23 protein-coding genes, 1 tRNA gene and 2 pseudogenes are annotated in these 25558 nt (G+C 63.2%); 15 read left to right on the forward strand and 11 right to left on the reverse strand.

The features are described 5' to 3' along the window. Positions 1-9 precede the first annotated feature (9 nt). Both dksA and H0485_RS03730 read left to right on the forward strand, forming a co-directional pair. Positions 10-432 carry an RNA polymerase-binding protein DksA gene (gene dksA / locus H0485_RS03725; RefSeq protein ID WP_226934291.1) on the forward strand — a complete coding sequence of 141 codons (423 nt, stop codon included), beginning with the start codon at positions 10-12 and terminating at the stop codon, positions 430-432. A gap of 125 nt (positions 433-557) precedes the next feature. Continuing rightward, a complete protein-coding gene (locus H0485_RS03730; protein WP_226934028.1) occupies positions 558-1730 on the forward strand; it encodes an FAD-dependent oxidoreductase in 1173 nt (390 codons plus the stop codon). Between the two features lie 20 nt (positions 1731-1750). Here the strand turns inward: H0485_RS03730 and xth are convergent, their stop codons facing one another. After that, a complete protein-coding gene (xth, locus tag H0485_RS03735; RefSeq protein ID WP_226934029.1) occupies positions 1751-2530 on the reverse strand; it encodes an exodeoxyribonuclease III in 780 nt (259 codons plus the stop codon). A 181-nt stretch (positions 2531-2711) separates the two neighbouring features. Beyond that, the gene (locus H0485_RS03740) at positions 2712-3074 is read right to left on the reverse strand and encodes a HesB/IscA family protein (protein ID WP_226934030.1); all 363 of its coding nucleotides are present in this window, start codon (positions 3072-3074) and stop codon (positions 2712-2714) included. Between the two features lie 92 nt (positions 3075-3166). On the opposite strand from H0485_RS03740, the gene H0485_RS03745 reads away from it, so the two are divergent. Continuing rightward, positions 3167-4363 carry a deoxyguanosinetriphosphate triphosphohydrolase gene (locus H0485_RS03745; protein WP_226934031.1) on the forward strand — a complete coding sequence of 399 codons (1197 nt, stop codon included), beginning with the start codon at positions 3167-3169 and terminating at the stop codon, positions 4361-4363. 52 nt (positions 4364-4415) lie between these two features. Here the strand turns inward: H0485_RS03745 and H0485_RS03750 are convergent, their stop codons facing one another. Further along, complete coding sequence (locus H0485_RS03750; protein WP_226934032.1) at positions 4416-4880, reverse strand: disulfide bond formation protein B; 465 nt, start codon at positions 4878-4880, stop codon at positions 4416-4418. Positions 4881-5123: 243 nt separating this feature from the next. Between H0485_RS03750 and ypfJ the strand changes: the two genes are divergently transcribed. Then, on the forward strand, positions 5124-6014 hold the full coding sequence (gene ypfJ / locus H0485_RS03755; protein ID WP_226934033.1) for a KPN_02809 family neutral zinc metallopeptidase: 891 nt from the start codon (positions 5124-5126) through the stop codon (positions 6012-6014). Positions 6015-6161: 147 nt separating this feature from the next. Next, positions 6162-6245 (forward strand) — tRNA-Leu (locus tag H0485_RS03760). Between the two features lie 169 nt (positions 6246-6414). On the opposite strand, the pseudogene H0485_RS03765 reads toward H0485_RS03760, so the two are convergent. Next, positions 6415-6851 (reverse strand): annotated as a pseudogene (locus H0485_RS03765) (IS66 family transposase); the annotation flags it as partial. Between H0485_RS03765 and H0485_RS03770 the strand changes: the two are divergent. The 3 genes and pseudogenes from H0485_RS03770 to H0485_RS03780 form a co-directional block, all read left to right on the forward strand. Further along, positions 6837-7079: pseudogene (locus H0485_RS03770) on the forward strand (IS3 family transposase); the annotation flags it as partial. The pseudogenes H0485_RS03765 and H0485_RS03770 sit on opposite strands and share 15 nt — an antisense overlap. 592 nt (positions 7080-7671) lie before the next feature. Further along, complete coding sequence (locus tag H0485_RS03775) at positions 7672-8838, forward strand: RsmB/NOP family class I SAM-dependent RNA methyltransferase (protein WP_226934034.1); 1167 nt, start codon at positions 7672-7674, stop codon at positions 8836-8838. A gap of 148 nt (positions 8839-8986) precedes the next feature. Next, the gene (locus H0485_RS03780; RefSeq protein WP_226934035.1) at positions 8987-11296 is read left to right on the forward strand and encodes an ATP-binding protein; all 2310 of its coding nucleotides are present in this window, start codon (positions 8987-8989) and stop codon (positions 11294-11296) included. A 3-nt stretch (positions 11297-11299) separates the two neighbouring features. Here H0485_RS03780 and H0485_RS03785 read toward each other — a convergent pair whose 3' ends face one another. After that, the gene (locus H0485_RS03785; RefSeq protein WP_226934036.1) at positions 11300-11905 is read right to left on the reverse strand and encodes a hypothetical protein; all 606 of its coding nucleotides are present in this window, start codon (positions 11903-11905) and stop codon (positions 11300-11302) included. Between the two features lie 234 nt (positions 11906-12139). Between H0485_RS03785 and recA the strand changes: the two genes are divergently transcribed. From recA to H0485_RS03800, 3 genes are all read left to right on the forward strand, one after another. Beyond that, positions 12140-13207, forward strand: a complete 1068-nt coding sequence (gene recA, locus H0485_RS03790) for a recombinase RecA (RefSeq protein WP_226934037.1) — start codon at positions 12140-12142, stop codon at positions 13205-13207. 198 nt (positions 13208-13405) lie between these two features. Next, the gene (gene alaS, locus H0485_RS03795) at positions 13406-16063 is read left to right on the forward strand and encodes an alanine--tRNA ligase (RefSeq protein ID WP_226934038.1); all 2658 of its coding nucleotides are present in this window, start codon (positions 13406-13408) and stop codon (positions 16061-16063) included. 3 nt (positions 16064-16066) lie between these two features. Further along, complete coding sequence (locus H0485_RS03800) at positions 16067-16357, forward strand: DUF1330 domain-containing protein (protein ID WP_226934039.1); 291 nt, start codon at positions 16067-16069, stop codon at positions 16355-16357. 167 nt (positions 16358-16524) lie between these two features. On the opposite strand, the gene H0485_RS03805 is transcribed toward H0485_RS03800, so the two are convergent. Beyond that, on the reverse strand, positions 16525-18024 hold the full coding sequence (locus H0485_RS03805; protein WP_226934040.1) for a CoA-acylating methylmalonate-semialdehyde dehydrogenase: 1500 nt from the start codon (positions 18022-18024) through the stop codon (positions 16525-16527). Positions 18025-18131: 107 nt separating this feature from the next. Here H0485_RS03805 and H0485_RS03810 point away from each other — a divergent pair, with 107 nt between their 5' ends. The 3 genes from H0485_RS03810 (at position 18132) to coaD (ending at position 20182) form a co-directional block, all read left to right on the forward strand. Beyond that, the gene (locus H0485_RS03810) at positions 18132-19043 is read left to right on the forward strand and encodes a LysR family transcriptional regulator (RefSeq protein ID WP_226934041.1); all 912 of its coding nucleotides are present in this window, start codon (positions 18132-18134) and stop codon (positions 19041-19043) included. Positions 19044-19119: 76 nt separating this feature from the next. Further along, on the forward strand, positions 19120-19551 hold the full coding sequence (locus H0485_RS03815) for a CBS domain-containing protein (protein WP_226934042.1): 432 nt from the start codon (positions 19120-19122) through the stop codon (positions 19549-19551). Between the two features lie 139 nt (positions 19552-19690). Then, the gene (coaD, locus tag H0485_RS03820) at positions 19691-20182 is read left to right on the forward strand and encodes a pantetheine-phosphate adenylyltransferase (protein WP_226934043.1); all 492 of its coding nucleotides are present in this window, start codon (positions 19691-19693) and stop codon (positions 20180-20182) included. 88 nt (positions 20183-20270) lie between these two features. Here the strand turns inward: coaD and gap (H0485_RS03825) are convergent, their stop codons facing one another. The 3 genes from gap (H0485_RS03825) to gap (H0485_RS03835) form a co-directional block, all read right to left on the reverse strand. Next, positions 20271-21272 carry a type I glyceraldehyde-3-phosphate dehydrogenase gene (gene gap / locus H0485_RS03825; RefSeq protein ID WP_226934044.1) on the reverse strand — a complete coding sequence of 334 codons (1002 nt, stop codon included), beginning with the start codon at positions 21270-21272 and terminating at the stop codon, positions 20271-20273. A 118-nt stretch (positions 21273-21390) separates the two neighbouring features. After that, positions 21391-21537: a hypothetical protein gene (locus H0485_RS03830; protein WP_226934045.1), complete on the reverse strand. Its 147-nt coding sequence runs from the start codon at positions 21535-21537 to the stop codon at positions 21391-21393. 45 nt (positions 21538-21582) lie between these two features. Then, on the reverse strand, positions 21583-22584 hold the full coding sequence (gene gap, locus H0485_RS03835; protein WP_226934046.1) for a type I glyceraldehyde-3-phosphate dehydrogenase: 1002 nt from the start codon (positions 22582-22584) through the stop codon (positions 21583-21585). Positions 22585-22872: 288 nt separating this feature from the next. Between gap (H0485_RS03835) and H0485_RS03840 the strand changes: the two genes are divergently transcribed. Then, positions 22873-23850 carry a DUF808 domain-containing protein gene (locus tag H0485_RS03840; protein WP_226934047.1) on the forward strand — a complete coding sequence of 326 codons (978 nt, stop codon included), beginning with the start codon at positions 22873-22875 and terminating at the stop codon, positions 23848-23850. A gap of 61 nt (positions 23851-23911) precedes the next feature. On the opposite strand, the gene rarD is transcribed toward H0485_RS03840, so the two are convergent. Further along, entirely contained in the window at positions 23912-24817 is a 906-nt protein-coding gene (rarD, locus tag H0485_RS03845) for an EamA family transporter RarD (RefSeq protein ID WP_226934048.1), read from the reverse strand. A gap of 71 nt (positions 24818-24888) precedes the next feature. Beyond that, entirely contained in the window at positions 24889-25434 is a 546-nt protein-coding gene (locus H0485_RS03850) for a pseudouridine synthase (protein WP_226934049.1), read from the reverse strand. Positions 25435-25558: the final 124 nt, after the last annotated feature.

The raw sequence follows: 25558 nt of genomic DNA on the forward strand, positions 1-25558 counted from the left end.
AGTCCCGCGATGAAGGCCGAAGTCTTCCTGCCCGACGATTATCGTCCTGCCGAAGACGAACCATTTATGAACGATCGTCAGCTGGAATATTTCCGCCGCAAGCTGGTGATCTGGAAGCAGGAATTGCTCGAGCAGTCTGCTGAAACCCTCGGAAACCTCAATGAAAGCGCGCGCAATGTCCCCGATCTCGCGGACCGTGCCAGCGAAGAGACCGACCGCGCCCTCGAGCTGCGCACCCGCGATCGTCAGCGCAAACTGATTGCCAAGATCGATTCTGCACTGCGGCGAATTGATAATGGCGAATATGGCTATTGCGAAATGACCGGCGAGCCGATCAGCCTCAAACGCCTCGACGCCCGCCCGATTGCCACCATGACGCTCGAAGCGCAGGAAAAGCATGAGCGCCGGGAAAAGGTTCATCGCGACGACTGATCGCGGTAACGCCGGGGCCTCGCCTTAGGGCCCCCCGGCGGTTACACAGCAACAGAATGCCGGGCTTTGGCCCGGCGTTTTTGTTTCTGCAGCCAGGACGGGCTGCAAGGGTAAGGAAGAGGCGGATGCGGCTCAGCGGGCGCAAGATCACCATTCTGGGCGCGGGCATTGCCGGGCTGGCACTGGCGCGGGCCCTGGCTTTGCGCGGCGCCAAGGTCACGGTGCTGGAACAGGCCGAGGCGATTTCCGAGGTTGGCGCCGGGCTGCAGATCAGCCCGAATGGCGCGGTGGTGCTGCGCGCGCTTGGTCTCGGGGCAGGGCTTGATGAAATTTCGCTGCGTGCCGAGGCGGTTGAGCTGCGCGAGGGCGGCGAGGGCGGGCTGGTCACAAGGCTTGAGGTCGGCCGGCTGCGCCCCGATCAGGGCTGGCATTTCCTGCATCGCGCCGATCTGATCCGCCTGCTGGCCGATGGCGCCCGCGCCGCCGGGGCCGAGCTGCGGCTGTTGCAGAAGGTGCGGAGGGTCGATCTTTCCGGCGTGATGCCGGTGACCGAGACCTGCACCGGCGCGCGCGAGAGCACCGGGTTGCTGATCGGGGCCGACGGGCTGCATTCGCCATGCCGCGCCGCGCTGAATGCGCCCCGCGCGGTGCAATTCACCGGCCAGGTGGCCTGGCGCTGCCTCGTGCCCTGTGATCCCTCCGAGCCGAAACTGGCCGAGGTGCATATGGGGCCGGGCCGGCATCTGGTGTCATATCCGCTTCGCGGCGGGGCCTGGCGCAATATCGTGGCGGTCGAGGAGCGCCGGGCCTGGATCGAGGAGGGCTGGTCGCTGCGCGATGATCCGGCGCATCTGCAGGCGGCGTTCAGCGGGTTCAGCCCGCGGGTCAGGGGTTGGCTGGCCGGGGCGGAAGAGGTGGGGCTCTGGGGGCTGTTTCGCCATCCGGTCGCCTCCTGCTGGGTGCAAAGCCTCGCAGCCGGCCAGGCGGTGATCCTCGGCGATGCCGCCCATCCGACTTTGCCCTTCCTTGCCCAGGGCGCGAATATGGCGCTGGAGGATGTCTGGAGCCTGGCCGAGGCGCTGGATCAGGGCGCCGATCTGCAGGTCTGGGCGGCGCGGCGCCAGAAGCGCTGCGCGAAGATCGTCGATGCCGCCAGCCGTAATGCCCGCAATTACCACCTCTCCGGGGTGACGCAAAAAATGGCGCATCTGGTGCTGCGCATGGGCGGGCGGCTGGCGCCCGGCCTCGCTTTGTCGCGCTTTGACTGGCTTTATGATTATGATGTGACGAAGGGCTGAGGCCCTCCGCCCCGCAGAGCTTACGCGGCCAGACGCACCCAGACCGGCACATGATCCGAAGGCTTGTCACCGGCGCGCACATCTTTGTCGATGCCGGTTTCCTCAATCAGATCCGCCGCCTGGGGGCTCATCAGCAGGTGGTCGATGCGGATGCCATTGCCGCGCTCCCAGGAATTGGCCTGATAATCCCAGAAGGTATAAAGGCCCTGCGCCGGGTTGCGGGTCCGCACCGCCTCGGTCAGGCCGAGATTGAGCATCCGGCGGAAGGCGGCGCGGGTCTGGGGCAGAAAAAGCGCATCCTCGGTCCAGGCCTCGGGCCGGGCGGCATCGATCGCCTGAGGGATGACATTGTAATCGCCAAGGAAAATCACCGGCTCTTCCAGCGCCAGCAGCGCCTTCATCCGTTCTTCAAGCCGGGCCATCCAGGCCAGTTTATACTCATATTTCGGCCCCGGCGCCGGATTGCCATTCGGCAGATAGAGCCCGCAGACCCGCACCAGCTGCGGCCCCTCAACCAGGGCCTCAATCCAGCGTGCCTGTTCGTCGGTCTCATCGCCGGGCAGGCCGCGCGTCACATCAGAGAGCGGGTATTTTGATAAGATCGCCACGCCGTTGAAGCTTTTCTGGCCATGGGTCTCGACCCGGTAACCCATCTCCTCAAACAACTCGCGCGGGAAATTCTCATCAATCGATTTGATTTCCTGCAGGCAGACCACATCGGGCTGCGCCTCATTCAGCCAGCGCGGCAAAGCCTCGATCCGGGCTTTGATACCGTTGATATTGAATGTGGCGATTTTCATGGGGCAGCACTCCGCAGGCAGGGGGCTATTCTGAGCCGGGCGGGGCGCGGATACAAGTGCGGGGGGCGCCGCCCCCCGGACCCCCGGGGATATTTTCAGACAGATGAAATTCCGCCGGCTTTCATCTGTCTGAAAATATCCCCGCCGGAGGCTTTCGCCCGCATGAGCGGGCGGAACGGTCTTAGACCGAGAAAGAGGTGCCGCAGCCGCAGGAACTGGCGGCATTCGGATTTTCGATTACGAAGCGCGCGCCGATCAGCTCATCGGTGAAATCGATCACCGCATTCTGCAGGAAGGGCAGCGAGACCGGATCGACCAGGACCTTCTGGCCATCCTGCTCAAACACCAGATCATCCGGGGCGGCCTCGCCCAGCACGATCTCATACTGAAAGCCCGAGCAGCCGCCGCCCGAGACGCCGATGCGCAGGGGTTTCGCCTCGCCGGTGATCTCGGCAATCTCGGCCAGCCGCGCGAAGGCGCGGTCGGTCACCCGGGGCAGGGCATCGGCAAAGGGGGTGGCATCGGGGGGAAGCGTCAGTTCCATGGCTGTTCCGGTATCTTTCAGCGCTTTTTGCCAATATAGGGGGGGCGAGCCGCCTGAACAAGTCGCCCATCGAGACCGAAAGCCGAGACCTCATGCTTGCACCCTATGCCTGTCAGCCCGATGCCTCCCGCGGGAGGTTGTTTGACGAGGGGATGAGCACTTTCCGCTCGCCGTTTCAGCGCGACCGCGACCGGATCATCCATGCCTCGGCCTTCCGGCGGCTGAAACATAAGACCCAGGTCTTTGTCGAACATGAGGGCGATTATTACCGCACCCGGCTGACCCATTCGATTGAGGTGGCGCAGGTGGCGCGCACCATTGCCGGCGTGCTGGGGCTGAACACCGATCTGGCCGAGGCCATCGCTTTGGCCCATGATCTGGGCCATACCCCCTTTGGCCATACCGGCGAGGATGCGCTGGCGCGGCTGATGGCGCCCTATGGCGGCTTTGACCATAATGCTCAGGCTTTGCGCATCGTGACCCGGCTCGAGCGGCATTATGCGGGGTTCGACGGGCTGAACCTGACCTGGGAAACCCTGGAAGGCATTGCCAAACATAATGGCCCGGTCACCGGGCCGAATGCCGATGCCAGACATGCCCATGATCCGGCGCATCTGCCCTATGCGCTTGATGAGGTGAACCAGGCCTGGGATCTGGAGCTTTCCACCCATGCCTCGGCCGAGGCCCAGGTGGCGGCGATTGCCGATGATGTCGCCTATTCGCATCATGATCTGCATGATGGGCTGCGCTCGGGGCTTTTCACCGAAGAGGATCTGATGGCGCTGCCGGTGACCGGCCCGGCCTTTGAGGCGGTGGACCGGCTTTATCCCGGGCTCGACCGGATGCGCCGCCGCCATGAGGCTTTGCGCCGGGTGTTTGGCCGCATGGTTGAGGATGTGATCCATGTGGCGAAAAACCGGCTCGAGGCGGCGCAGCCGAAATCGGTCGATGAGATCCGCCATATGGGCACCACCATCATCCGTTTCTCAAAGCCGCTCTATCAGGAGCTGAAATCGGTGCGCGGCTTCCTGTTTCAGCGCATGTACCGCGCGCCATCGGTGATGGTGATGCGCGAGAAGGTGACCGGGGTGATGGATCAGCTCTTCCCTTTGTTCATGGAACAGCCCGGGCTTTTGCCCGAGGAATGGCAGGCCGATGTGGCGGCGGCCGGGGGTGAGGTGGAGCTGGCACGGATCATCGGCGATTATGTTGCCGGGATGACCGACCGTTTCGCCATCCAGGAACATGCGCGGCTGTTTGACTGCGCCCCGGTGAGCGAGCGGGGCTGAAGCCCCTAGCCCCGGCCCGGCCTCAGGCCGGCCTCAGATCCTCCGGGGGATTTCAGCCGCGCTGGCGCGCGGCCCCCGCCAGCCACAACAGCGCGAGGCCGAAGGACAGGACCGCATTCCAGGCCGCCATCGACAGGCCGGCCAGGCTCCAGGGGATTTCATCGCAGCGCGGCAGCGGCGCTCCGGCTTTGGAGGGATCCATCAGATCGGCCATTGAGACCCCGGCGACCGAGCCGCTGGTGCAGGCCGAAACATAATCCCACCAGCCCTGTTCGACCCCGGCATGGAAGAGGCCGATCCCGGCCGTGGCAAGCGCGGCCAGCGCGCCAAGCCAGGGCAGGATGCGCCAGCCGCTCAGCGCCCAGAGCCCGAGGATCAGCACCGCCGCCGCATGCGGCCAGCGCTGCATCAGGCAAAGCTGGCAGGGATAAAGTCCGCCGAGATACTGAAACGCAAAGGCCCCGGCCAGAAGCGCGGCCGAGCCGAGACCGGCGAGGAGGATGGCGGGCGATTTCATCACAGGGGGAACCTTTCGCGGCCAGGCTTTATACAGGCATATGTCCGGACCTGTCTAAACGCTGCTGCGCAAAAGGAGAAGTCACGGCTTCGCGTGTGAGAGCCGCCCCGCGAAGCAGCAGCGGCGGCTGGCTCAGGCCCGGCAACAGGCTTTCGCCGCTGCGACCGGCAGGCTAGGCTTGGGCGGGTAACAGGGGTGTGGCGGTGCGCCGGCCCGCCTTCTGGTCTGGCAGGGAGCAGGGTGATGCAGTGGAAAGGTCGGCGCAGCAGCCGCAATATTGAGGACCGGCGCGGCCAGGGCGGGGGCGGCGGGCTGCGCTCGGGCGGCGTCGCCGGGGCAGGCGGGCTGGGGGTGGTGGTGGTCTTTGTCATCGCCATGCTGCTCGGCGTCGATCCGCGCCACCTGCTTGAGGGCGCGGGCGGCAGCCTCAGCGGCGGCTCCTCCGGTTCCGGCTCAGGCCAGAGCGCGGCGCCGCTCAGCGCCGAGGAACAGCAGGCGGGCGAATTTGTCAGCGTGGTTCTGGCCGATACCGAGGAAATCTGGACCCGGCTTTTTGCCGATCAGCTGAACCGGCGCTATACGCCGCCGGTGCTGGTGCTGTTCAGCACCGGCACGCAATCGCCCTGCGGCGGAGCCAGCGCCGCCACAGGGCCGTTCTACTGCCCCGCCGATAACAAGGTCTATCTCGACACCAGTTTCTTTGCGACCATGGAGCACCAGCTGGGCGCGAAAGGCGATTTCGCCGCCGCCTATGTGGTGGCGCATGAGGTGGGCCATCATATCCAGGACGCGCTGGGCATTCTGTCTGAGGCCAATGAGATCCGCGCTAAGGTCAGCGAGCGTGAGTCGAATGAGATTTCGGTCAGGATCGAGCTGCAGGCTGACTGCCTTTCGGGGATCTGGGCGCGCGAGGCCCAGGCCAGCCTCGGCGTGGTCGAGCCCGGCGATTTTGACGAGGCGCTGCAGGCGGCGCGCCAGATCGGCGATGACACTTTGCAGCGTGCTGCCGGGCGGCGCCCGATGCCACATAGTTTCACCCATGGCAGCGCGGAGCAGCGTCAGCGCTGGTTTGCCACCGGGCTGCAATCGGGCCGGATCGCGGATTGCGATACGTTCCGTCAGGCGACGCTGTAAGAGATTTCACCGGGGCAGAGCAAAGCTGCACTGCCCCCGTTGACGAGGCGCGGTCTGTCGCGGTAGAGGCAGTGCAGCCGGATCGCTTCCGGTGATATCACGGTCTTCCGACGGTTTCGCCGTCCTGCCATGGAGGATCGTCTGCGTGCGGGTGTGGCGGAATGGTAGACGCAGGGGTTTCAAAAACCCCCGCCGCAAGGCTTGTCGGTTCGAGTCCGACCACCCGTACCACGAATTTCCCAGATTTAGCCGAAACCTAGGAAAATAAGGGAAATTTCACACCATATTGGTGATGATTTCTTGGCATGGGTTGCTTTTTCAGCGGTTTTTGTCCTTCCTGTTACGCACAAATCCCGCAGCTGCGTAAAATCGCCAGCTTCAGAAAACTCCCATCAGGTGTCTCTGCCTCGATGGCATATAGGGTGCGGATCAGGCGCAGGCCTTCCTCTGCGATTGGAGCCGGCCCCATGCGGATGATCTCGATCAGCTTTCGCCTCGCGTGAGCCCAGCAATAAGCCAGTCGGATTCTTCGGTCAGGCGCCAGCAGCCGGTTATATCCGGCATAGCCATCCACCTGCAGGATGCCCGTAAAGCCCTGCAATATGCGTTCGGCATGCTGCCCGCCCTGTCCGGGGGCATAGCTGAAGGCCACGGCGGGCGGTGCAGTTCCGCCCCAGGGGCGCTCGTCATGGGCCAGCGCCCAGAAGTATCCTGTCCTGGTCTTGCGCGCCCCGGGATCAAGACGGGGACACGTGTCTCATCCATGAAGAGCTTGCTGGATTGCTTCAGATCCTGCAGCAGGGCGTCGAAGATGGGACGCGGCTCGAAAGCGGCGCGAGCCGCCGCGGCAACAGCCACGACAACGCAGTCGCCGAAAGCTTCTTCAACCTGCTCAAGCGCGAGCGGATCAGACGCAGGACCTGCCGGACCCGTGAAGACGCAAGGCAGGAGGTGTTCGTTTACATCGAGATGTTCTGCAACCCGAAGCGCGAGCATGCGAGGAACGGGATGCTGTCGCCCGCCGGGTTAGAACGGCAGCAGAAGATGAGACGCGAAGGCGTATAAGAAACTCGGGGCTATTCAGTCGAGAATAGCACGCAGTATTCACAATACTCTGCGAGAGGCCATTTTCGACAGTCACTGCCAGGAACTCTAACGCTTGTGCAGACCTGACAACAGACAAGACAAACATGTTGCTCGTTGGCGATGCTGACCTGAACTATGCTTCGCCTCGACATTTACCGACAGGGGCTTGCCGCTGCCGCCAGTTGGGGTCTCGAAATGCTTCCATGGCGGCGATCAAGCTAAGGCGTGAAGGTTAGGAAGGCATTTAGTTTACGAATCTTACCATTCAGATTGTTGCTACAGTTCAAGTCGGTTACAGAGATCAGCCACGAATAGCGTGAAACTGGTCATCGCGCCGTGAGCCGCCTCAACGCTTCAGGGGTTATCGGGTAGATACAGGTAGATACAAATGCTAAGATTTGTTCAGAAAATCGGCGTTTGCCCGTATGTTCATGACGTGCAGATCACCCGCGAAGCGTCGAATTACCGCGCTGGCTGATCCGGTCTGACCGGTTAAAACGGGGCGGTCCGGATTGCGGGCCGCCTTTTTCATTGTGACGCCCGGCCTGGCCGGGGCTCTGGGGGTACAGAGATGCAAAATCCGGGCCGCGCTGCCGCCGCCATTCAGATCCTTGATCAGATCCTCGGCGGCGAACCTGCCGAGAAGGCGCTGACCGCCTGGGGGCGGGCCTCGCGCTATGCCGGCTCGAAGGACCGCGCCGCGGTGCGCGATCTGGTCTATGAGGCTTTGCGGGCCCGGCGCAGCCTGGCGGCTCTGGGCGGGGCGGCGGCGGATGAGGAAAACGGCCGCGCGCTGGTGCTGGGCCTGATCCGGGCCCGGGGTGAGGCCGTGGAGGCCTGGTTTGCCGGGGCGCCGCATGGCCCGGCACCGGTCAGGGCGGATGAGGCGGCGCGCGTCGCAGAAGGCGCGGCGGCTCTGGATCTGCCGGACTGGCTCGAAGCGCCTTTGCGTCAGGATCTGGCGGCGGATTTCGACGCCGTGATCGCGGCACTGCGCCAGCGCGCCCCGGTGTTTCTGCGGGTCAATCTGGCCCGGGCAAGCCGCGAGCTGGCGGTGAATATGCTCGCCGCCGAAGGCATTGTGGCAAAACCTCATCCTATGGTGAAGACCGCGCTGGAAGTCTCTGAGGGCGCGCGTAAAATCCAGAATGCCGAGGCCTATCTCTCTGGCGTGGTCGAGTTGCAGGATCTCTCCTCTCAGGCGGTGGTCGCGGCTTTGCCACTCGCCGATGGCATGCGGGTGCTCGATCATTGCGCGGGCGGCGGCGGCAAGACGCTTGCCATGGCGGGCCTCGCTGATCTTGATCTTTTCGCCCATGATTTCAGCCCGCGCCGGATGGAGGATCTGAAGACCCGCGCCACCCGGGCCGGGATTGAGGTCCGGCTGACCGCGACGCCGGAGGCGCTTGCGCCCTTTGATCTGGTGCTGACCGATGTGCCCTGTTCGGGCTCGGGCAGCTGGCGGCGCGATCCGGCCGGGAAATGGGCGCTGACGCCCGCCCGGCTTGAGGAGCTGCAGCAGATCCAGGCCGGAATCCTGGAGCGGGCGGCGAAAATGCTGCGCCCGGGCGGCTGGCTGGCCTATGCGACCTGCTCTTTCCTGAGCGCCGAGAATGAGGCGCAGATCGCGGCCTTCCGCGCCGCCCATCCGGGCTGGACGCTGGAAAAAAGCCTGCGCTTCAGCCCGCTGCAGGGCGGCGATGGCTTCTATCTCGCCTTGCTGCAGCGCGAGGCCTGAGGGGCCGCGAAGCGCGGTTTTTATGCAGATCTGCCCGCCCTGGATCCCGGCGTTAAGCCGATCTTAACAGGTTTAGCCCTGACTGCAGCTTTCGGATGGTGCGAAATCCATCCGCGAGGAGGAAAGGGGAGCGGTGCAGGGGCCTTGGGTGGATTTTTCCGGGCTGGCGCTGGCGGCGCGCCATCTGTCGGATCGGATCGGCTGGCTGCAGGGCCTGGCGGCGCTTTGTCTCGGCCTGGCGGTGCTGCCGGGCGACAGCGGGCTGCGTTTCAGCCTCTCGGTTGCGGGGCTGTCGCTGCTGATGGTGAATGCGGTGATCTGGCTGCTGGCCTGGCGTGCTGCCCGCGCCCAGGCGCTGCTGCGTCAGCAGCTTGGCCGCTTTCTGGGCGAGGACAGCGCGGCCTGGTTTGCCACCGACAGCCTTGGCCAGATCAGCTTTCAGAACCGCGCCGCCCGCATCCGCTTTGGCGATCTGCCGGGCCAGGGGCTGAATGATGCCTTGCATGAACAGATCGCCTCGCCCGGGGCGGTGATGTACCGCCTGCAGGCGCGCGCGGCGGCGCGCGGCGGCGTGGCCGAGGATGTGGTCAGCCAGCGCGGCCTGCTGCGCCTGGCGGTGCACCGTCTTGGCCGCGATCAGTTTCTGTGGCGGATTGAGGATTTCACCGAACATCACCCGGCGCGGCGCGGCGGTGAGGGGATCAGCCTGCCGATGCTGGTGGCCAATGCCGCCGGGGTGATCCAGAGCTCGAATGAGGCCCTGCACCGGCTGCTGGGCGAGCGTCCGCGCCGCCTCGACCGGCTGTTCGTGCAGCGCCGTTTCAGCAGTGGCGAAGAGGTATTGCTGCGCAGCCGCGGCAGTGATCTGCGGGTGATCGCGGCCGAGCTGACGCCCCATCCCGAGCGGCGCGAAATCTATCTGCTGCCCGCGCCCGAGCGGCGCGAGGCCGACAGCCCGGCGGTGGATCTTGAGAATGTGCCGCTGGCGCTGATGAAATTTGCCAGCAATGGCGCGCTGCGCTCGGCCAACCGGCTGGCGCTCTCCATGCTCGGCCCTCGCCGGATCGAGGGGCTGCGCTTTCATGATCTGTTTGAGGATCTGGGCCGCCCGGTCGAGGACTGGCTCGCCGATGTGATCGAGGCGCGGCTGCCGGCCGGGGCCGAGATGATGCGGCTGCGCGCGCCCGAGGGGGAAGAGGATAGTTTCGTCCAGCTGCAGCTGTCGCGCATCATCGAGGAGGGCCGGCCCGGGGCGCTTGCCGTGCTCTCGGATGTGACGGCGATCAAACGGCTGGAGGCGCAGTTTGACCAGAGCCAGAAGATGCAGGCGATTGGCCAGCTTGCAGGCGGAATCGCCCATGATTTCAATAATCTGCTGACAGCGATCTCGGGCCATTGTGATCTGCTGATGCTGCGGCGCGGCCGCGAGGATGCGGAATTCGCCGATCTGGAGCAGATCCGGCAGAATGCCAATCGTGCCGCGGCGCTGGTCAGCCAGCTGCTGGCGTTTTCGCGCAAACAGACGCTGCGGCCCGAACATCTTGAGATCAGCGAGGTGCTGAGCGAGATGGTGCATCTGCTGAACCGGCTGGTGGGCGAGAAAATCACCCTCAGCCAGAGCTGTGAGGCCGGGCTGATGCCGATCCGGGTCGACCGCCGCCGGCTGGAGCAGGTGCTGATGAACCTGGTGGTCAATGCGCGCGATGCCATGGGCGGGCGCGGCCAGATCCGCATCAGCACCGCGACCCTGCAGCTGAGCCAGCCCCTGCAGCGTGATGGCGCCAGCGTGCCGGCCGGGCGCTGGTCGGTGATCCGCGTCGCCGATGCCGGCTGTGGCATCCCGCCCGAAAGGATCGGCAAGATCTTTGATCCTTTCTTTACCACCAAACGCACCGGCGAGGGGACCGGGCTTGGTCTTTCAACGGCTTATGGCATCGTCAAACAATCGGGCGGCTATATTTTTGTCAGCTCCGACACCACGCCCGGTCCAGGGCGCGGCACGGTGTTTGAACTGCTGTTCCCGGCCTGTGAGACCGCCGCCGAAACAGATCCGGCCCCGCCTGAACCTGCGGCACCGGCGCTGGTGCGCAGCGGTGCCGGGCTGGTGCTGCTGGTCGAGGATGAGGCACCGGTACGGGCCTTTGCCAGCCGGGCCCTGCGGCTGAGCGGCTTTACCGTGATCGAGGCGCAGAATGCCGAAGAGGCGCTGGATCTGCTGGAGGATCCGGCTCTGGCGGTCGATATTATCGTGACTGATGTGGTGATGCCGGGGCTTGATGGCCCGGGCTGGGTACGGCGCGCCATGGAGGACCGGCCCGGGGTGCGGGTGGTTTTCGTCTCGGGCTATGCCGAGGATCATCTCGCTGCCGATCAGGCTCAGATCCCGAATTCTGTCTTTCTTCCCAAGCCTTTCTCGCTGACCGATCTGACCGCGACCGTTCAGGGGCAGCTGGCATAATTCTCAGGAGCAGTCAGGATGGATCAGCCGGTGATAAAGCTGAAAATCCGCCGCGGCCACTTCGCGCAGCCGGGCCTCGGTGGCGGGCGCAAGCTGCAGCGCGCCGGGCGGCGAGACATTGACCCGGGGCAGGGTGATGCTCTGCCCCAGCCGGTCTTGCAGAAATCTGGTAAAGAGATCCATCTCCTCATAGCGAAACAGCCGGGTCACGCCCTGGCCCTGGCGCGGCCGCAAAAACCGCTCCTGGCTGCCGACATCGGCAAAGGCCGGACGCGGATCACCGCACCAGGCCTGAACGAATGTATCGAAGCTGAGGCCGCGGGTGGATTTCGCCGCATCGGTCTGATCCTCACGGCTGCGAAAACGATACCATGAGCCGAGCCAGTCGCATGGCTCGCGGATCAGCGCCACCACCGTCCAGTCTGCCTTTGCCGCCGCTTCCAGATAGGGGCCGAAATAGCGCCGGAAGCGGTGCACGGTGGTATGTTTCAGCACCGGCGGGCGCTGGATCGAGACCGAGGCCTGCGATTCGAGGGCGGTGGCAATCGCTGTCGAGCCGGTTTTGGGCGTTGCCAGAAAGACCAGTTTTTGCTCCCAGAAGACCAGCATGGCTTTGTTCCTGAATAGATTTCTGCCCCCGAACCGGCGCTGGCGCAGGTCGCGCGGCGGCTCAGATGCGATAATGCCTGCAGATTAAACCAGCTTTTAATCATTTGCTGCGAATTCTGTTCCTGCGATTTAAGCTTGATTTGTTCTCTTTTTGGTCTCATATATTTTGAGAACAACAGGCGAACAGTGCCGGGATTGCTGCTTGCGGGCGGCTGTGGGATAAGGGGACGAATTATGGCGACAGCCAGTCTGCTGGACTTCGGGAGCAAGCGCGACATGGATAAGCAGAAGGCGCTTGAAAGCGCGCTGCAGCAGATCGAACGCCAGTTCGGTAAGGGTTCGATCATGAAACTGGGCGCCGACAGCCCGGCGATGGAGATCGAGGCCACTTCGACCGGCTCGCTCGGTCTCGATATTGCCCTTGGCATCGGCGGCCTGCCCAAGGGCCGGATCGTCGAGATTTACGGCCCTGAAAGCTCGGGTAAAACCACGCTGACCCTGCATGCCGTCGCCGAAGAACAGAAAAAAGGCGGGGTCTGCGCCTTTGTTGATGCCGAACATGCGCTGGATCCGCAATATGCGAAAAAGCTCGGCGTTAACCTTGATGAGCTGCTGATCTCGCAGCCCGATACCGGCGAACAGGCGCTGGAGATTGTCGATACCCTGGTGCGCTCGGGCGCGGTCTCGATGATCGTTGTCGATTCAGTTGCCGCGCTGACCCCCAAGGCCGAGCTTGAGGGCGATATGGGCGATGCCACCGTTGGCGCCCAGGCCCGGCTGATGAGCCAGGCGATGCGCAAGCTGACCGCCTCGATCGGCCGCTCAAACTGCATGGTGATCTTCATCAACCAGATCCGGATGAAGATCGGGGTGATGTTCGGCTCGCCTGAGACCACCACCGGCGGTAATGCGCTGAAATTCTACGCCTCGGTGCGTCTCGACATCCGCCGCATCGGCGCGATCAAGGACCGCGATGAGGTGGTGGGCAACAGCACCCGCGTCAAAGTGGTGAAAAACAAGGTGGCGCCGCCGTTCAAACAGGTGGAATTCGATATCATGTATGGCGAAGGCATCTCGAAAACCGGTGAGCTGGTCGATATCGGCGTCAAGGCCGGCGTGGTCGAGAAATCGGGCGCCTGGTATTCCTATGGCGATGAGCGCATCGGCCAGGGGCGTGAGAATGCCAAAACTTTCCTGCGCAATAATCCCGCCACCGCCCAGGCGATTGAGGAAAAAATCCGCGCGGCAAACGGGCTCGATTTCCGCATGTCGGCCGAGGAAAGCGTGGTCGAGGAGGACTGATCCTCTGCGCCCGGTTCCGGGGGGGGGGGGCGGCAAGGCTGCCTTGGGTGAATTTGATCATAAAATCAGGCCGGGACACGCTGTCCCGGTCTTTTTTTAGGCTGATTTTCCATCCGGCTGCATCATGCTGGACAGGGGCAGGCGGCAGGGGTACAGGGAAGGCCGAACTCAGATCATCTGCGCGAAAGAGGCCCGGCCATGGCGTCGCTCAACGACATCCGCTCTACATTCCTTGATTACTTTAAAAGGAATGACCACCGTGTGGTGGAAAGCTCGCCTCTGGTGCCGCGCAATGATCCGACGCTGATGTTTACCAATTCGGGCATGGTGCAGTTCAAGAACCTGTTCACCGGCGCCGAGACCCGCGATTACAAACGCGCCACCACTGCGCAGAAATGTGTGCGCGCCGGCGGCAAGCATAACGATCTCGACAATGTCGGCTATACCGCCCGCCATCACACTTTCTTCGAGATGATGGGCAATTTCTCCTTTGGCGATTATTTCAAGGAACAGGCGATCAGCTTCGCCTGGGAGCTGCTGACCAGAGATTTCGGCCTTGCGAAAGACAAGCTGCTGGTCACCGTCTATCATACCGATGACGAGGCGGCGGATATCTGGAAAAAGGTCTCGGGCCTGAAGGATGACCGCATCATCCGCATCGCCTCGGATGACAATTTCTGGCGCATGGGACCGACCGGCCCCTGCGGCCCCTGCACCGAAATTTTCTACGACCATGGCGAACATATCTGGGGCGGTCCGCCCGGCTCGGCCGATGAGGATGGCGACCGGTTCATCGAGATCTGGAACAACGTCTTCATGCAAAATGAGCAGTTCGAGGATGGCACGATGCGCCCGCTCGAGATGCAGTCGATCGATACCGGCATGGGGCTGGAGCGGATCGGCGCGCTTTTGCAGGGCAAGCATGACAATTACGACACCGATCTGATGCGCGCGCTGATCGAGGCCTCGGCCAATGTCACCTCCTCGGACCCCGATGGCCCGGGCAAGGTGCATCACCGGGTGATCGCCGACCATCTGCGCTCGACCGCTTTCCTGATCGCCGATGGCGTGATGCCCTCGGCCGATGGCCGTGGCTATGTGTTGCGCCGCATTCTGCGCCGCGCCGCGCGTCATGCGAATATGCTGGGGGCGAAAGACCCGGTCATGCACCGCCTGGTTCCGGCGCTGGTGCAGCAGATGGGCGGCGCTTACCCCGAGCTGGTGCGCGCGCAAAGCCTGATCGAAGAGACGCTGAAGCTGGAAGAAAGCAAATTCGGCCAGACGCTTGAGCGCGGGCTGAAGCTGCTCGACGAAGAGCTGGCACAGCTGCCGGAAGGGGAAAACCTGCCGGGCGCGGCGGCGTTCAAACTTTATGACACCTATGGTTTCCCGCTCGATCTGACCCAGGACGCTTTGCGCGAAAAGGGCCGGGCCGTCGATACCGAGGGCTTTGATGCCGCAATGGCCGAGCAAAAGGCCAAGGCGCGCGCCGCCTGGTCCGGTTCGGGCGAAGCGAGCGATGCCAAAATCTGGTTCGAACTGGCCGAAGAACATGGCGCCAGCGAATTCCTCGGCTATGAGACCGAAAAAGCCGAGGGCGTGATCCAGGCCCTGGTGGCAGGCGGCGGCGAGGTCACTTCGGCCGGCGAAGGCCAGGAGGTGCAGATCGTGGTCAGCCAGACGCCATTCTACGGCGAATCCGGTGGCCAGGTCGGCGATACCGGCGAGATCCGCACCGAAAGCGCGCTGGTGCGCATCACCGATACCAAAAAGGCGGCGGGGCTGTTCATCCATAACGGCACCGTCACCGAGGGCACGATCTCGAAAGGCCAGGCCGCGCGTCTGCAGGTTGAGCATAGCCGCCGCGCCGCGATCCGCGCCAATCACTCGGCCACCCATCTGCTGCATGAGGCTCTGCGCGAGGCGCTTGGCGATCATGTGGCGCAGAAGGGCTCGCTGAACGCACCCGAGCGTCTGCGCTTTGACTTCTCGCATTCGCAGGGGCTGAGCGCGGCCGAGCTGGCGAAGGTTGAGGCCGATGTGAACGCCTATATCCGCCAGAATACCCCGGTTGAAACCCGGATCATGACCCCGGATGATGCCCGCGCCATCGGCGCCCAGGCTTTGTTCGGTGAGAAATACGGCGATGAGGTGCGCGTGGTCTCAATGGGCCGTCTCGAAGGCTCGGGCAAGGGGACGGACGGTCAGACCTATAGCCTCGAGCTGTGCGGCGGCACCCATGTGGCGCGTACCGGCGATATCGGTGCCTTCGTTCTGCTCGGCGACAGCGCCTCCTCGGCCGGTGTGCGCCGGATTGAGGCGCTGACCGGTGAGCTGGCGCTGGCGCATCTGCGCGCCCAGGATGCCCGTCTGGCCGAGCTGGCTGCGGCGCTGAAAGCGCCGGTGGGCGAAGTGGTCGAACGCGTTAAGGCGCTGGCCGAAGAACGTCGCCAGCTGGCCAATGAAGTTGCAACCCTGCGCCGCGAACTGGCGATGGGCGGTGGTGGGGCTGCTGGCCCGGAAGCCAAGGAAATCAACGGGGTGAAGCTGATTGCTCAGGTGCTTAAAGGCGTCTCGGGCAAGGATCTTCCGGCGATGATCGATGAGATGAAGGGCCGGATCGGCTCGGGTGCGGTGGTGCTGATCGCCGATACCGGCGCGAAACCGGCTGTGGCCGCCGGTGTGACCCAGGATATGACCGCCCGGGTTTCGGCGGTGGATCTGGTCAAGGCGGCGGCGGCGGCCATGGGCGGCAAAGGCGGCGGTGGCCGCCCCGATATGGCCCAGGCCGGGGGCAATGATATTTCAGGTGCCGAGGCAGCCATTGCTGCGGCCGAAGCCATTCTTCAGGGGTAAATAATGCCGCAGGCCTATTGGATCGGACATATCGAAGTAACTAACCCCGAGGCCTATGCGCTTTACGCGCAGGCCGCCGGACCGGCAATTGCGGCCCATGGCGGGAAATTCCTCGCCCGGGCCACCCGCTATGTGCAGCTGGAAGGTAATGACCGCGCCCGCAATGTCGTGGTGCTGTTCCCCGATCTCGAAACCGCGGTGGCCTGCTATCATTCCGAGGCCTATCAGGCGGCGCTGGTACATGCGCGCGGCGCTTCGGTCCGCGATCTGATGGTGGTCGAAGCCAACGAGTAAGCCATAGAAAAAGCTGAATAAAAGGGTCGCGTGCATCTTTGCCGCGGCCCTTTTTCTGTCTGCAGCCCGGCCTGGAGCCCGGCGGATGAAAAAGGCCGCCCGAAGGCGGCCTCTGACAAAGATTGCGGGCAGGTTGCGGGGGGATTGCCCCCCGCAACAGCTGCTGATCAGTCCATGGCTTTGAAGTTCAGCGCGGCACCGTCTTTGATGCCCGAGAACCAGCGCGCGGTCACGGTCTTGGTCTTGGTGTAGAATTTGAACGCATCCGGACCATATTGGTTCAGGTCGCCAAAGGCCGATTTCTTCCAGCCGCCGAAGGAGTAATAGCTCAGCGGCACCGGGATCGGGAAGTTGATGCCGACCATGCCGACATTGACGCGGCTGGCGAAATCGCGGGCGGTGTCGCCATCCGCGGTATAGATCGCGGTGCCATTGCCGAATTCATTTTCCATGACGAGGTTCAGCGCCTCTTCATAGCTTTCAGCGCGCACCTGGCAGAGCACCGGGCCGAAGATCTCCTGCTTATAGATCTCCATATCGGCGGTGACATTGTCAAACAGCGTGGCACCGACGAAGAAGCCGTTCTCATAGCCCTGCAGTTTGAAATCGCGGCCATCGACCACCAGATCGGCACCCTGCTCAACGCCCGAGTCGATCAGGCCCTTGATGCGCGCGGCCGAGGCGGCGGTGATCACCGGCCCGAAATCAACGTCTTCGCCAGCGGTATAGGGGCCGACTTTCAGCTTTTCGATGCGCGGCACCAGCTTTTCGATCAGCGCGTCAGCGGTTTTCTGGCCGACCGGAACCGCAACCGAGATCGCCATGCAGCGCTCGCCCGCCGCGCCATAGCCTGCGCCGATCAGCGCGTCTGCAGCCTTGTCGAGATCGGCATCGGGCATGATGATCATATGGTTCTTCGCGCCGCCGAAGCATTGCGCGCGCTTGCCATTGGTGGCGGCGCGGCCATAGATATATTGCGCGATCGGGGTCGAGCCGACGAAGCCGACCGCCTGAATGGTGTCGTGATCAAGGATCGCATCGACGATCTCTTTATCGCCGTTCACCACCTGCAGCACGCCGTCCGGCAGGCCGGCTTCCTGGAACAGTTTGGCCAGATGCAGCGCGGTCGAGGGGCAGCGCTCGGAAGGCTTGAGGATCATCGCATTGCCCGAAGCAATGGCGGGGGCCATTTTCCACAGGGGGATCATCGCCGGGAAGTTGAAGGGGGTGATGCCGGCCACAACGCCGAGCGCCTGACGCATGGCATAAAGATCGATGCCCGGGCCGGCGCTGTCGGTGAATTCACCTTTCAGCTGGGCCGGAAGACCCATGCAGACCTCAACCACTTCCAGACCGCGCTGGATATCGCCGCGCGCATCCGGAATGGTCTTGCCATGCTCGCGCGACACCATCTCGGCGAGAATTTCCATATCGCGGTTGATCAGCGCGCCAAAGGCCATGAAGACGCGGGCGCGGCGCTGCGGGTTGGTCGCCGCCCATTTCACCTGGGCTTTCTCAGCCGAGGCAATCGCCGCATTCAGCTCGGCCGGGGTGGCGAGCGCCAGCTCGGCCTGCTTTTCGCCGGTGGCGGGGTTGAAGACTTCGGCAAAGCGGCCCGAAGTGCCGTCAACCATTTTGCCGTCGATCCAGTGACCAATCTTTTGCATGAGGAAACCTCCCAGAATTCTGTTCCGGATTGTTTTACTATTGCGTAAATGCGGATCAAAGCGGCAAAACCTCAGATGTGTTTTGCATTTATGCAAAAGGAGGCGGGATGGACTGGGATGATCTGCGCATTTTCCTTGAGGTGGCGCGCGAGGAAAGCCTCTCGGCGGCGGGCAAAAGGCTGAAGATCGACGCGGCCACGGTGGGGCGGCGGATCTCGCGGCTGGAGGAGGGGCTGGGCCAGCGCCTGTTTGCCCGCAGCCCCCAGGGCTATCAGCTGCTGGCCGCAGGCGAGCGGCTGCTGCCCCATGCCGAACGCGCCGAGGCGGCGTTTCAGGCGGCGGGCGAGGTGGCCTCGCACCAGGACCGGGGCGAGGGCGGGCTGACCGGGCTGATCCGGCTGGGCGCGCCGGATGGCTGCGCCAATTACCTTTTGCCCCAGGTGATCACCCGGCTCTGCGCCGCCAATCCGGGGCTCGAGATCCAGCTGGTTGCCCTGCCGCGGGTGTTCAACCTGTCCAAGCGCGAGGCCGATATGGCGATCGGTGTCTCGCGGCCCGAAACCGGGCGGCTGACGGTGCAGAAGCTGGTCGATTACCGGCTGGTTCTGGCCGCTTCCGAGGCCTGGCTGCAGGCGCATGGCCGGCCTGAAAGCCGGGCCGATCTGCAGGGGCTGCGATTCGTCGGCTATATTCCCGATCTGATTTTCGACAAGGAACTGGATTATCTGGCCGAGCTGGGCGCGCCGCCGGTCATACTTTCGTCTAATTCGGTCTCGGTGCAGCTGAATTTTCTGCGCCAGGGGGCAGGGGTCGGGGTGGTGCATGATTTCGCCCTTCCCCAGGCGCCTGAACTGCGGCAGATCCTGCCCGATGAGATAGGTCTCACCCGGAGCTTCTGGCTGATCCGCCATGCGGATGACGGTCGGGTGGCCCGGCTGAACCGCTTTGCCGCGGCTTTAGTGCGCGAAACCCGGGCCGAGATGGCACGGCATGAAAAGGCCACGGGAACAGGTGGTTGAAGAGCCGGGGCTTGACAGGCTGGCCTGCTCTGCCTGACGCTTCTGCTGACAGACAGTGTGTAGCCGGGAGGAGCCAATGCTTGTCAGTCAGATTCTGAAAACCAAGGCACCAGGGGTTTACACCATCGCTCCGGATAAGACGGTGGCCGAGGCGGCGGTGCTGCTGTCCGAGCGCCGGATCGGTGCCCTGATCGTCTCAACCGATGGGAAGAAAGCGCTCGGCATTCTGTCCGAGCGCGATATCGTGCGCGAACTGGGCCGCAACGGGCCGGAAAGTCTGACGCGGCGCGTCGATGAGATGATGACGGCGAAACTGGTCACCTGCACCAGCGGCGATAAAAACACCGATGTGATGAGCCGGATGACCGAGGGGCGCTTTCGCCATATGCCGGTGATCGAGCAGGGCCAGATCGTCGCCATGGTCACCCTTGGCGATGTGGTCAAAGCCCGCCTCCAGGAGCTTTCGGCGGAGAAAGCCGCGCTGGAAGGGATGATTATGGGCCATTAGGCCCAGGGGTTCTGCAGCCGGGCCGGCGGTAAAAAACGGCTGGCCCGCGCGGACGATTTGGCCTTGCACAGCGGCAGGCAATATTGTTGCGTGCGCGCGAGAAGCAGCCGGCGGGCAGAGTTGGCTGAGGGAGGACTTCATGCGCATCGGTCTTTATCCGGGGACATTTGACCCGGTAACGCTCGGCCATATTGATATCATTCAGCGCGCTATGGCGCTGGTGGACCGGCTGGTGATCGGCGTGGCGATCAACCGCGATAAGGGGCCTTTGTTCACTCTGGAAGAGCGGGTGGCGATGCTGCGCGCCGAATGCGATGCCATCACCGCAAAGACCGGCGGTGAGATTGTGGTTCATCCGTTTGAAAACCTGCTGATCGACTGCGCCCGCGATGTCGGCGCCAGTGTGATCATCCGCGGCCTGCGCGCGGTGGCGGATTTTGAATATGAGTTTCAGATGGTTGGTATGAACCGGGCGCTCGATGACACGGTCGAGACGGTATTCATGATGGCCGATGCCCGGCGTCAGGCCATTGCTTCGAAACTGGTGAAAGAGATTGCCCGGCTCGGCGGCGATATTTCCAAATTCGTGCCCGCCGATGTGGCAAAGGCGCTGAGCGCGAAACTCGGCTGAGGCCATCTGCCTCCCCCGGGAAGAGCACGGCAGGCATTAAAAAAGGGGGGCGGTCAAACCGCCCCCCTTTTTTGTACCGGATCGGGGCTCAGATCAGCTTGCCCATCGCCACGGCGGTATCCGCCATACGGTTCGAGAAGCCCCATTCATTATCATACCAGGACAGCACCGAGCACATCGTGCCATCCATCACCTTGGTCTGATCGAGATGCAGGATCGAAGAATGCGGATCGTGGTTAAAATCGGCCGAGACATTGGCATAGGGCGTATAGCCGAGAATGCCTTTCAGCGGGCCGTCAGCCGCCGCCCGGATCGCAGTATTGATCTCTTCGACGCTGGTGGCGCGTTTCGCGACGAATTTCAGATCGACGACCGAGACATTCGGGGTCGGCACGCGGATGGCGAAACCGTCGAGCCTGCCTTTGAGTTCGGGCAGCACCAGGCCCACCGCCTTGGCCGCGCCGGTCGAGGTCGGGATCATCGACAAGGCCGCCGCGCGGGCGCGGTAGAGATCCTTATGCATCGTGTCCAGCGTCGGCTGGTCGCCGGTATAGCTGTGGATCGTGGTCATCATGCCTTTTTCGATGCCAATGGCATCATGGATCACCTTGGCCACCGGCGAGAGGCAGTTGGTGGTGCAGCTGGCATTCGAGACGATCAGATCCTCAGCGGTCAGCGTGTCATGGTTGACGCCGTAGACGATGGTCTTGTCTGCGCCTTCGCCCGGGGCCGAGATCAGCACGCGTTTCGCGCCATTCTCGAGATGGGCGAGGCATTTTTCTTTTGAGGTGAAGATGCCGGTGCATTCGAGCACCACGTCAACATCAGACCAGGGCAGTTCTGCCGGGTTACGCAAAGCGGTGACCCGGATCGGGCCACGGCCGACATCGATCCAGTCCGGGCCGGTGGTGACTTCGGCGGGGAAGCGGCCATGCACCGAATCGAAGCGCAGCAGATGGGCATTGGTCTCGACCGGGCCCAGATCATTCAGCGCGATCACCTGAATATCGGTGCGACCCGATTCGATAATGGCGCGCAGGATGTTGCGGCCAATTCGGCCAAATCCGTTGATAGCGACTTTGACGACCATGCTCTGTACCTCCGGGGCAACGGTTGAAACGCAGGCACACCGGGGCCAGCCCGGCGGCAGCGCCGCTTGATAGCGCTAACAACCCCAGAATAGCACAGATTGCAATGCGTCACGCAGTCTATCGGCGCCAGAATTGTACCCAGGCCACCAGATCGAGGAATTTGCGGGGCAGAAACAAAAGGATCTGCGCCTCATTGAGGAGCAGATCCATACCGGCCGCGAGGACCAGAAGCACAAACAGACAGATTGCGATGCGGTCGGTCACGCGCGGCACTCCGGTTCAGGGGAGGCGGCAGGACGCGCGACCCTCTCAGCTGGCGAGGCGACCCATCACACCTGCCACATCGGCCATGCGGCAGGAGAAGCCCCATTCATTATCATACCAGGCCAGCACCCGCACCGAACGGCCGACGACCTTGGTCTGATCGGGCGCGAAGATAGAGGAATGCGGCGTATGGTTGAAGTCGATCGATACTTTCGGCTCGGGATCATAGGCAAGCACCATACCCATATAGCCCTGGGCGGCTTCGCGCACGATCTCATTCACCTCGGCCTCGGTCACCGATTTCGCGGCGATGAAGGTCAGATCAACCGCCGAGACATTGGGGGTCGGCACACGGATCGCCGAGCCGTCCAGCTTGCCCTTCAGCTCGGGCAGCACCTCGCCAAGCGCTTTCGCCGCGCCGGTCGAGGTCGGGATCATCGCCATCGCCGCCGAGCGGGCGCGGTAGAGATCGGAATGGCGCCGGTCCAGCGTCGGCTGATCGCCGGTATAGCTGTGGATCGTGGTCATGATGCCCGATTCAATGCCGATCGCATCATTGAGCACCTTGGCCAGCGGCGCGAGGCAGTTGGTGGTGCAGGAGCCGTTCGAGACCACCAGATGCTCGGCGGTCAGGGCGCGGTGGTTCACGCCGTAAACCACGGTCTTGTCGACATTCTTCGCCGGGGCCGAAACCAGCACCCGCTTGGCGCCACGGCCAAGATGCACGGCGGCGGCCTCACGGTTGTTGAATTTGCCGGTGCATTCGAGAACGACATCGACGCCCTCCCAGTCCAGTTCATCGGGATTATAGGTCGACATCACCCGCATCGGGCCACGGCCGAGATCGAGCGAATTGCCCTCAACCTTCACCGTACCGGGGAAGCGGCCATGCACCGAGTCATATTTCAGCAGATGGGCATTGGTCTCAATCGGGCCGGTCGCATTGATCGCCACCACCTGAACATCATTGCGGTTCGATTCGGCGATATGGGCGAGGGTGCAGCGGCCGATGCGGCCAAATCCGTTGATACCGACGGTGATCGTCATTGGGCTCAGCTCCGGTCATGCGCGTTGACCCTGGTGCTAGCGGCTCAATACCCGGGTGAACAGATGAAAAACGACATGATTTCAGCTTGTTAGCGCAAACTCACCATGTTTGCGCTATCTGCTTGCGCTATCGGTCGGCCCGTTTGCGGTAACAGCTCCGGGGGTGAAGCCTGCCGGGCCGGCGGCAGGATATGGCGAAAGGCTTGCGTCGGCGCGCCGATTCCCTTCCTGTCATTTCGAACATGGGTTCAGATCCGGCAGCGGTTCTGACAGGTAAAGGGTTGATGGATGAGCGGACTTCTGGCGCTTCTGGATGATGTTTCCGCGATTGCCAAAATCGCGGCGGCTTCGGTGGATGATATTGCCGCCAATGCGGCAAAGGCCGGCACCAAGGCGATGGGGGTGCTGATCGATGATGCGGCGGTGACGCCAAAATATGTCACCGGTTTCCAGGCCAGCCGCGAGCTGCCGATCATCTGGCGTATCGCGCGCGGCTCGATCTTCAATAAGATGGTGATCCTGCTGCCGGCGCTGATGCTGCTCGAGAGCTTCCTGCCTGATGTCATTCCTTATCTGCTGATGCTGGGTGGTGCCTATCTGTGCTTTGAGGGTGCCGAAAAGATCTGGCATGCGCTTTTCCCGCATGATGAGGGGCAGATCGCGGCCGATATGAGCACCGGCGATCCGCTGCGGCTGGAGGAGGAGCGCGTCGCGGGCGCGATCAAGACCGATTTCATCCTCTCGGCCGAGATCATGACCCTGTCGCTTTCGGTGATCGAGAGCAACAGCCTGTGGATGCAGGGCATCACCCTGGCGGTTGTGGCAGTGCTGGTTACGGCGCTGGTCTATGGTGTGGTGGCGGTAATCGTAAAGCTCGACGATATGGGGCTTTATATTGCCGAGACCGGCCGGACCGGCGTCGGGCGCAGCTTTGGCCGTGGTCTGGTGCATTTCGTGCCGGTGCTGCTGAAACTGCTTTCGGTGATCGGCACCGCGGCCATGCTCTGGGTGGGTGGCAATATCGTGCTGCATGGGCTGGATGTGACCGGGATCTGGTCCTGGCCCTATCAGACCATCCATCATATCGCCGAAGCCGTGGCTTTGCAGGTCGGCACGGCAATGGGCTTTGTCAGCTGGGCGGTCACCGCTTTGTTTGACGGCATTTTCGGGCTGATCTTCGGGCTTTTGCTCATCCCGGTGGCGCTGAAGGTGATCGGGCCGGTGCTGGCAAAACTGCGCGGTAAACCGGCGGCGGCGGGGCATTAAGCCCGGCCGCGCGCCATGCTGCGGGGCGCTCTCGCGGCTTCAAGCACTCAGATCTCTGGTCTCAGCCCCGGCTGCGGCCGAGGCTGCTCAGCGAATAGATCACCAGCGCTGCCCAGATAAAGCCGAAGGCCACCAGCTTGGTCTGGCTGAAAGGCTCGTCAAACACGAAGACCGCGATCAGGAAGATCATGGTGGGTGAGATATATTGCATCAGCGCGATGGTGGTCAGCCGCAGCTTCTTGGCCCCATTGGCGTAAAGCATCAGCGGCACCGCCGTCACAATGCCAAGCAGGAACAGCAGCAAAGACTGCCATCCCGGTCCGGTGCCAAAAGCAATGCCCCGCCCGCTGAGCATCAGCCAGACCAGCAGCGCAAGGGCAAAGGGCATGACCAGCAGCACTTCCAGCGCAAAGCCCTGGTTCGGGCCGATGGGCAGGCTCTTTTTGAAATAGGCATAGAAGGCCCAGGTCAGCGTCAGCATCAGCCCGACCAGCGGCAGCCGGCCATTCTCCCAGGTCAGGATCGCCACGCCGATCGCCACCAGCGCCAGTGCCAGCCATTGCACGCCGCGCAGCCGCTCGCCCAGCAGCACGGAGCCGAGCAGGATCGAGAACAAGGGGTTGATATAATAGCCAAGCGCCGCATCCAGCGCATGGCCGGTGGTCACGGCGATCACATAGGTCAGCCAGTTTGAGGTGATCAGCAGGGCGCAGATCATGCTCATGGCGAGCGTGCGCGGCGAGCGGAAGGCGGCGCGCAGATCGGCGGTGCGGCCCAGCCAGGCCAGTACCAGCAGCGAGACCGGCACCGACCACAAAGCCCGGTGTACCAGCACTTCCAGCGGCGAGACCGCTTTAAGCGCATTCATATAAAGGGGCAGCATGCCCCAGATCACATAGGCGGCGAGGGCATAGAGAAAGCCGGAAAGGCTGTCTGATCCCGTCTGTTCGGTGCTGTGCTTGTCCATAACCCTTCCTATCCCCGCTCCCGGGGCGCGGCGAGGGGCGAAGTTGTTTCGGTCACAAAGCCGTGTGGCGCTCAGATCTGGCGCCAGTCTCCCGGGGTAAGCCCCTCCAGCGTCCAGCTCCCGATGCGCCAGCGGATCAGCCGCAGCGTCGGATGGCCGATGGCAGCGGTCATGCGCCGCACCTGGCGGTTGCGCCCCTCACGGATCGTCAGCTCGATCCAGGCGTCGGGGATGGACTGGCGCACCCGGATCGGCGGATTGCGCGGCCAGAGCCAGGCGGGCGCCCCGACCATCCGCGCCCGGGCGGGCAGGGTCATGCCGTCTTTCAGCATCACGCCCTGTTGCAAAGCCTCAATCGCCCTCGCATCGGGCAGGCCCTCGACCTGGGCGTAATAGGTCTTTTCGGTCTTATGCTTCGGATCCGCGATCCGCGCCTGCAGGCGACCATCATCGGTCAGCAGTACCAGCCCCTCGGAATCGCGGTCAAGCCGCCCGGCCGGATAGACATCCGGCACATCGAGCACCGCCGAAAGGGTCGGGCGGGGCGAGGGGCTCTTCAGGTCGGTAAACTGACAGAGCATGTCGAAGGGTTTGTTCAGAAGGATCGTGCGCGCCATGGCCCTGTGTCGCACAGGCCCGGACAAAAGGGAATTGCGCCGGCGGGCTCTGAATGCGGCGGGCTCTGGGAATGCATGATTTGATGTGTTGTAAAGTATCAAATCATGCAGCAAAGAGGCAGGG

The sequence above is a fragment of the Pseudogemmobacter faecipullorum genome (assembly GCF_020539525.1).
GTDB lineage: Bacteria > Pseudomonadota > Alphaproteobacteria > Rhodobacterales > Rhodobacteraceae > Pseudogemmobacter > Pseudogemmobacter faecipullorum.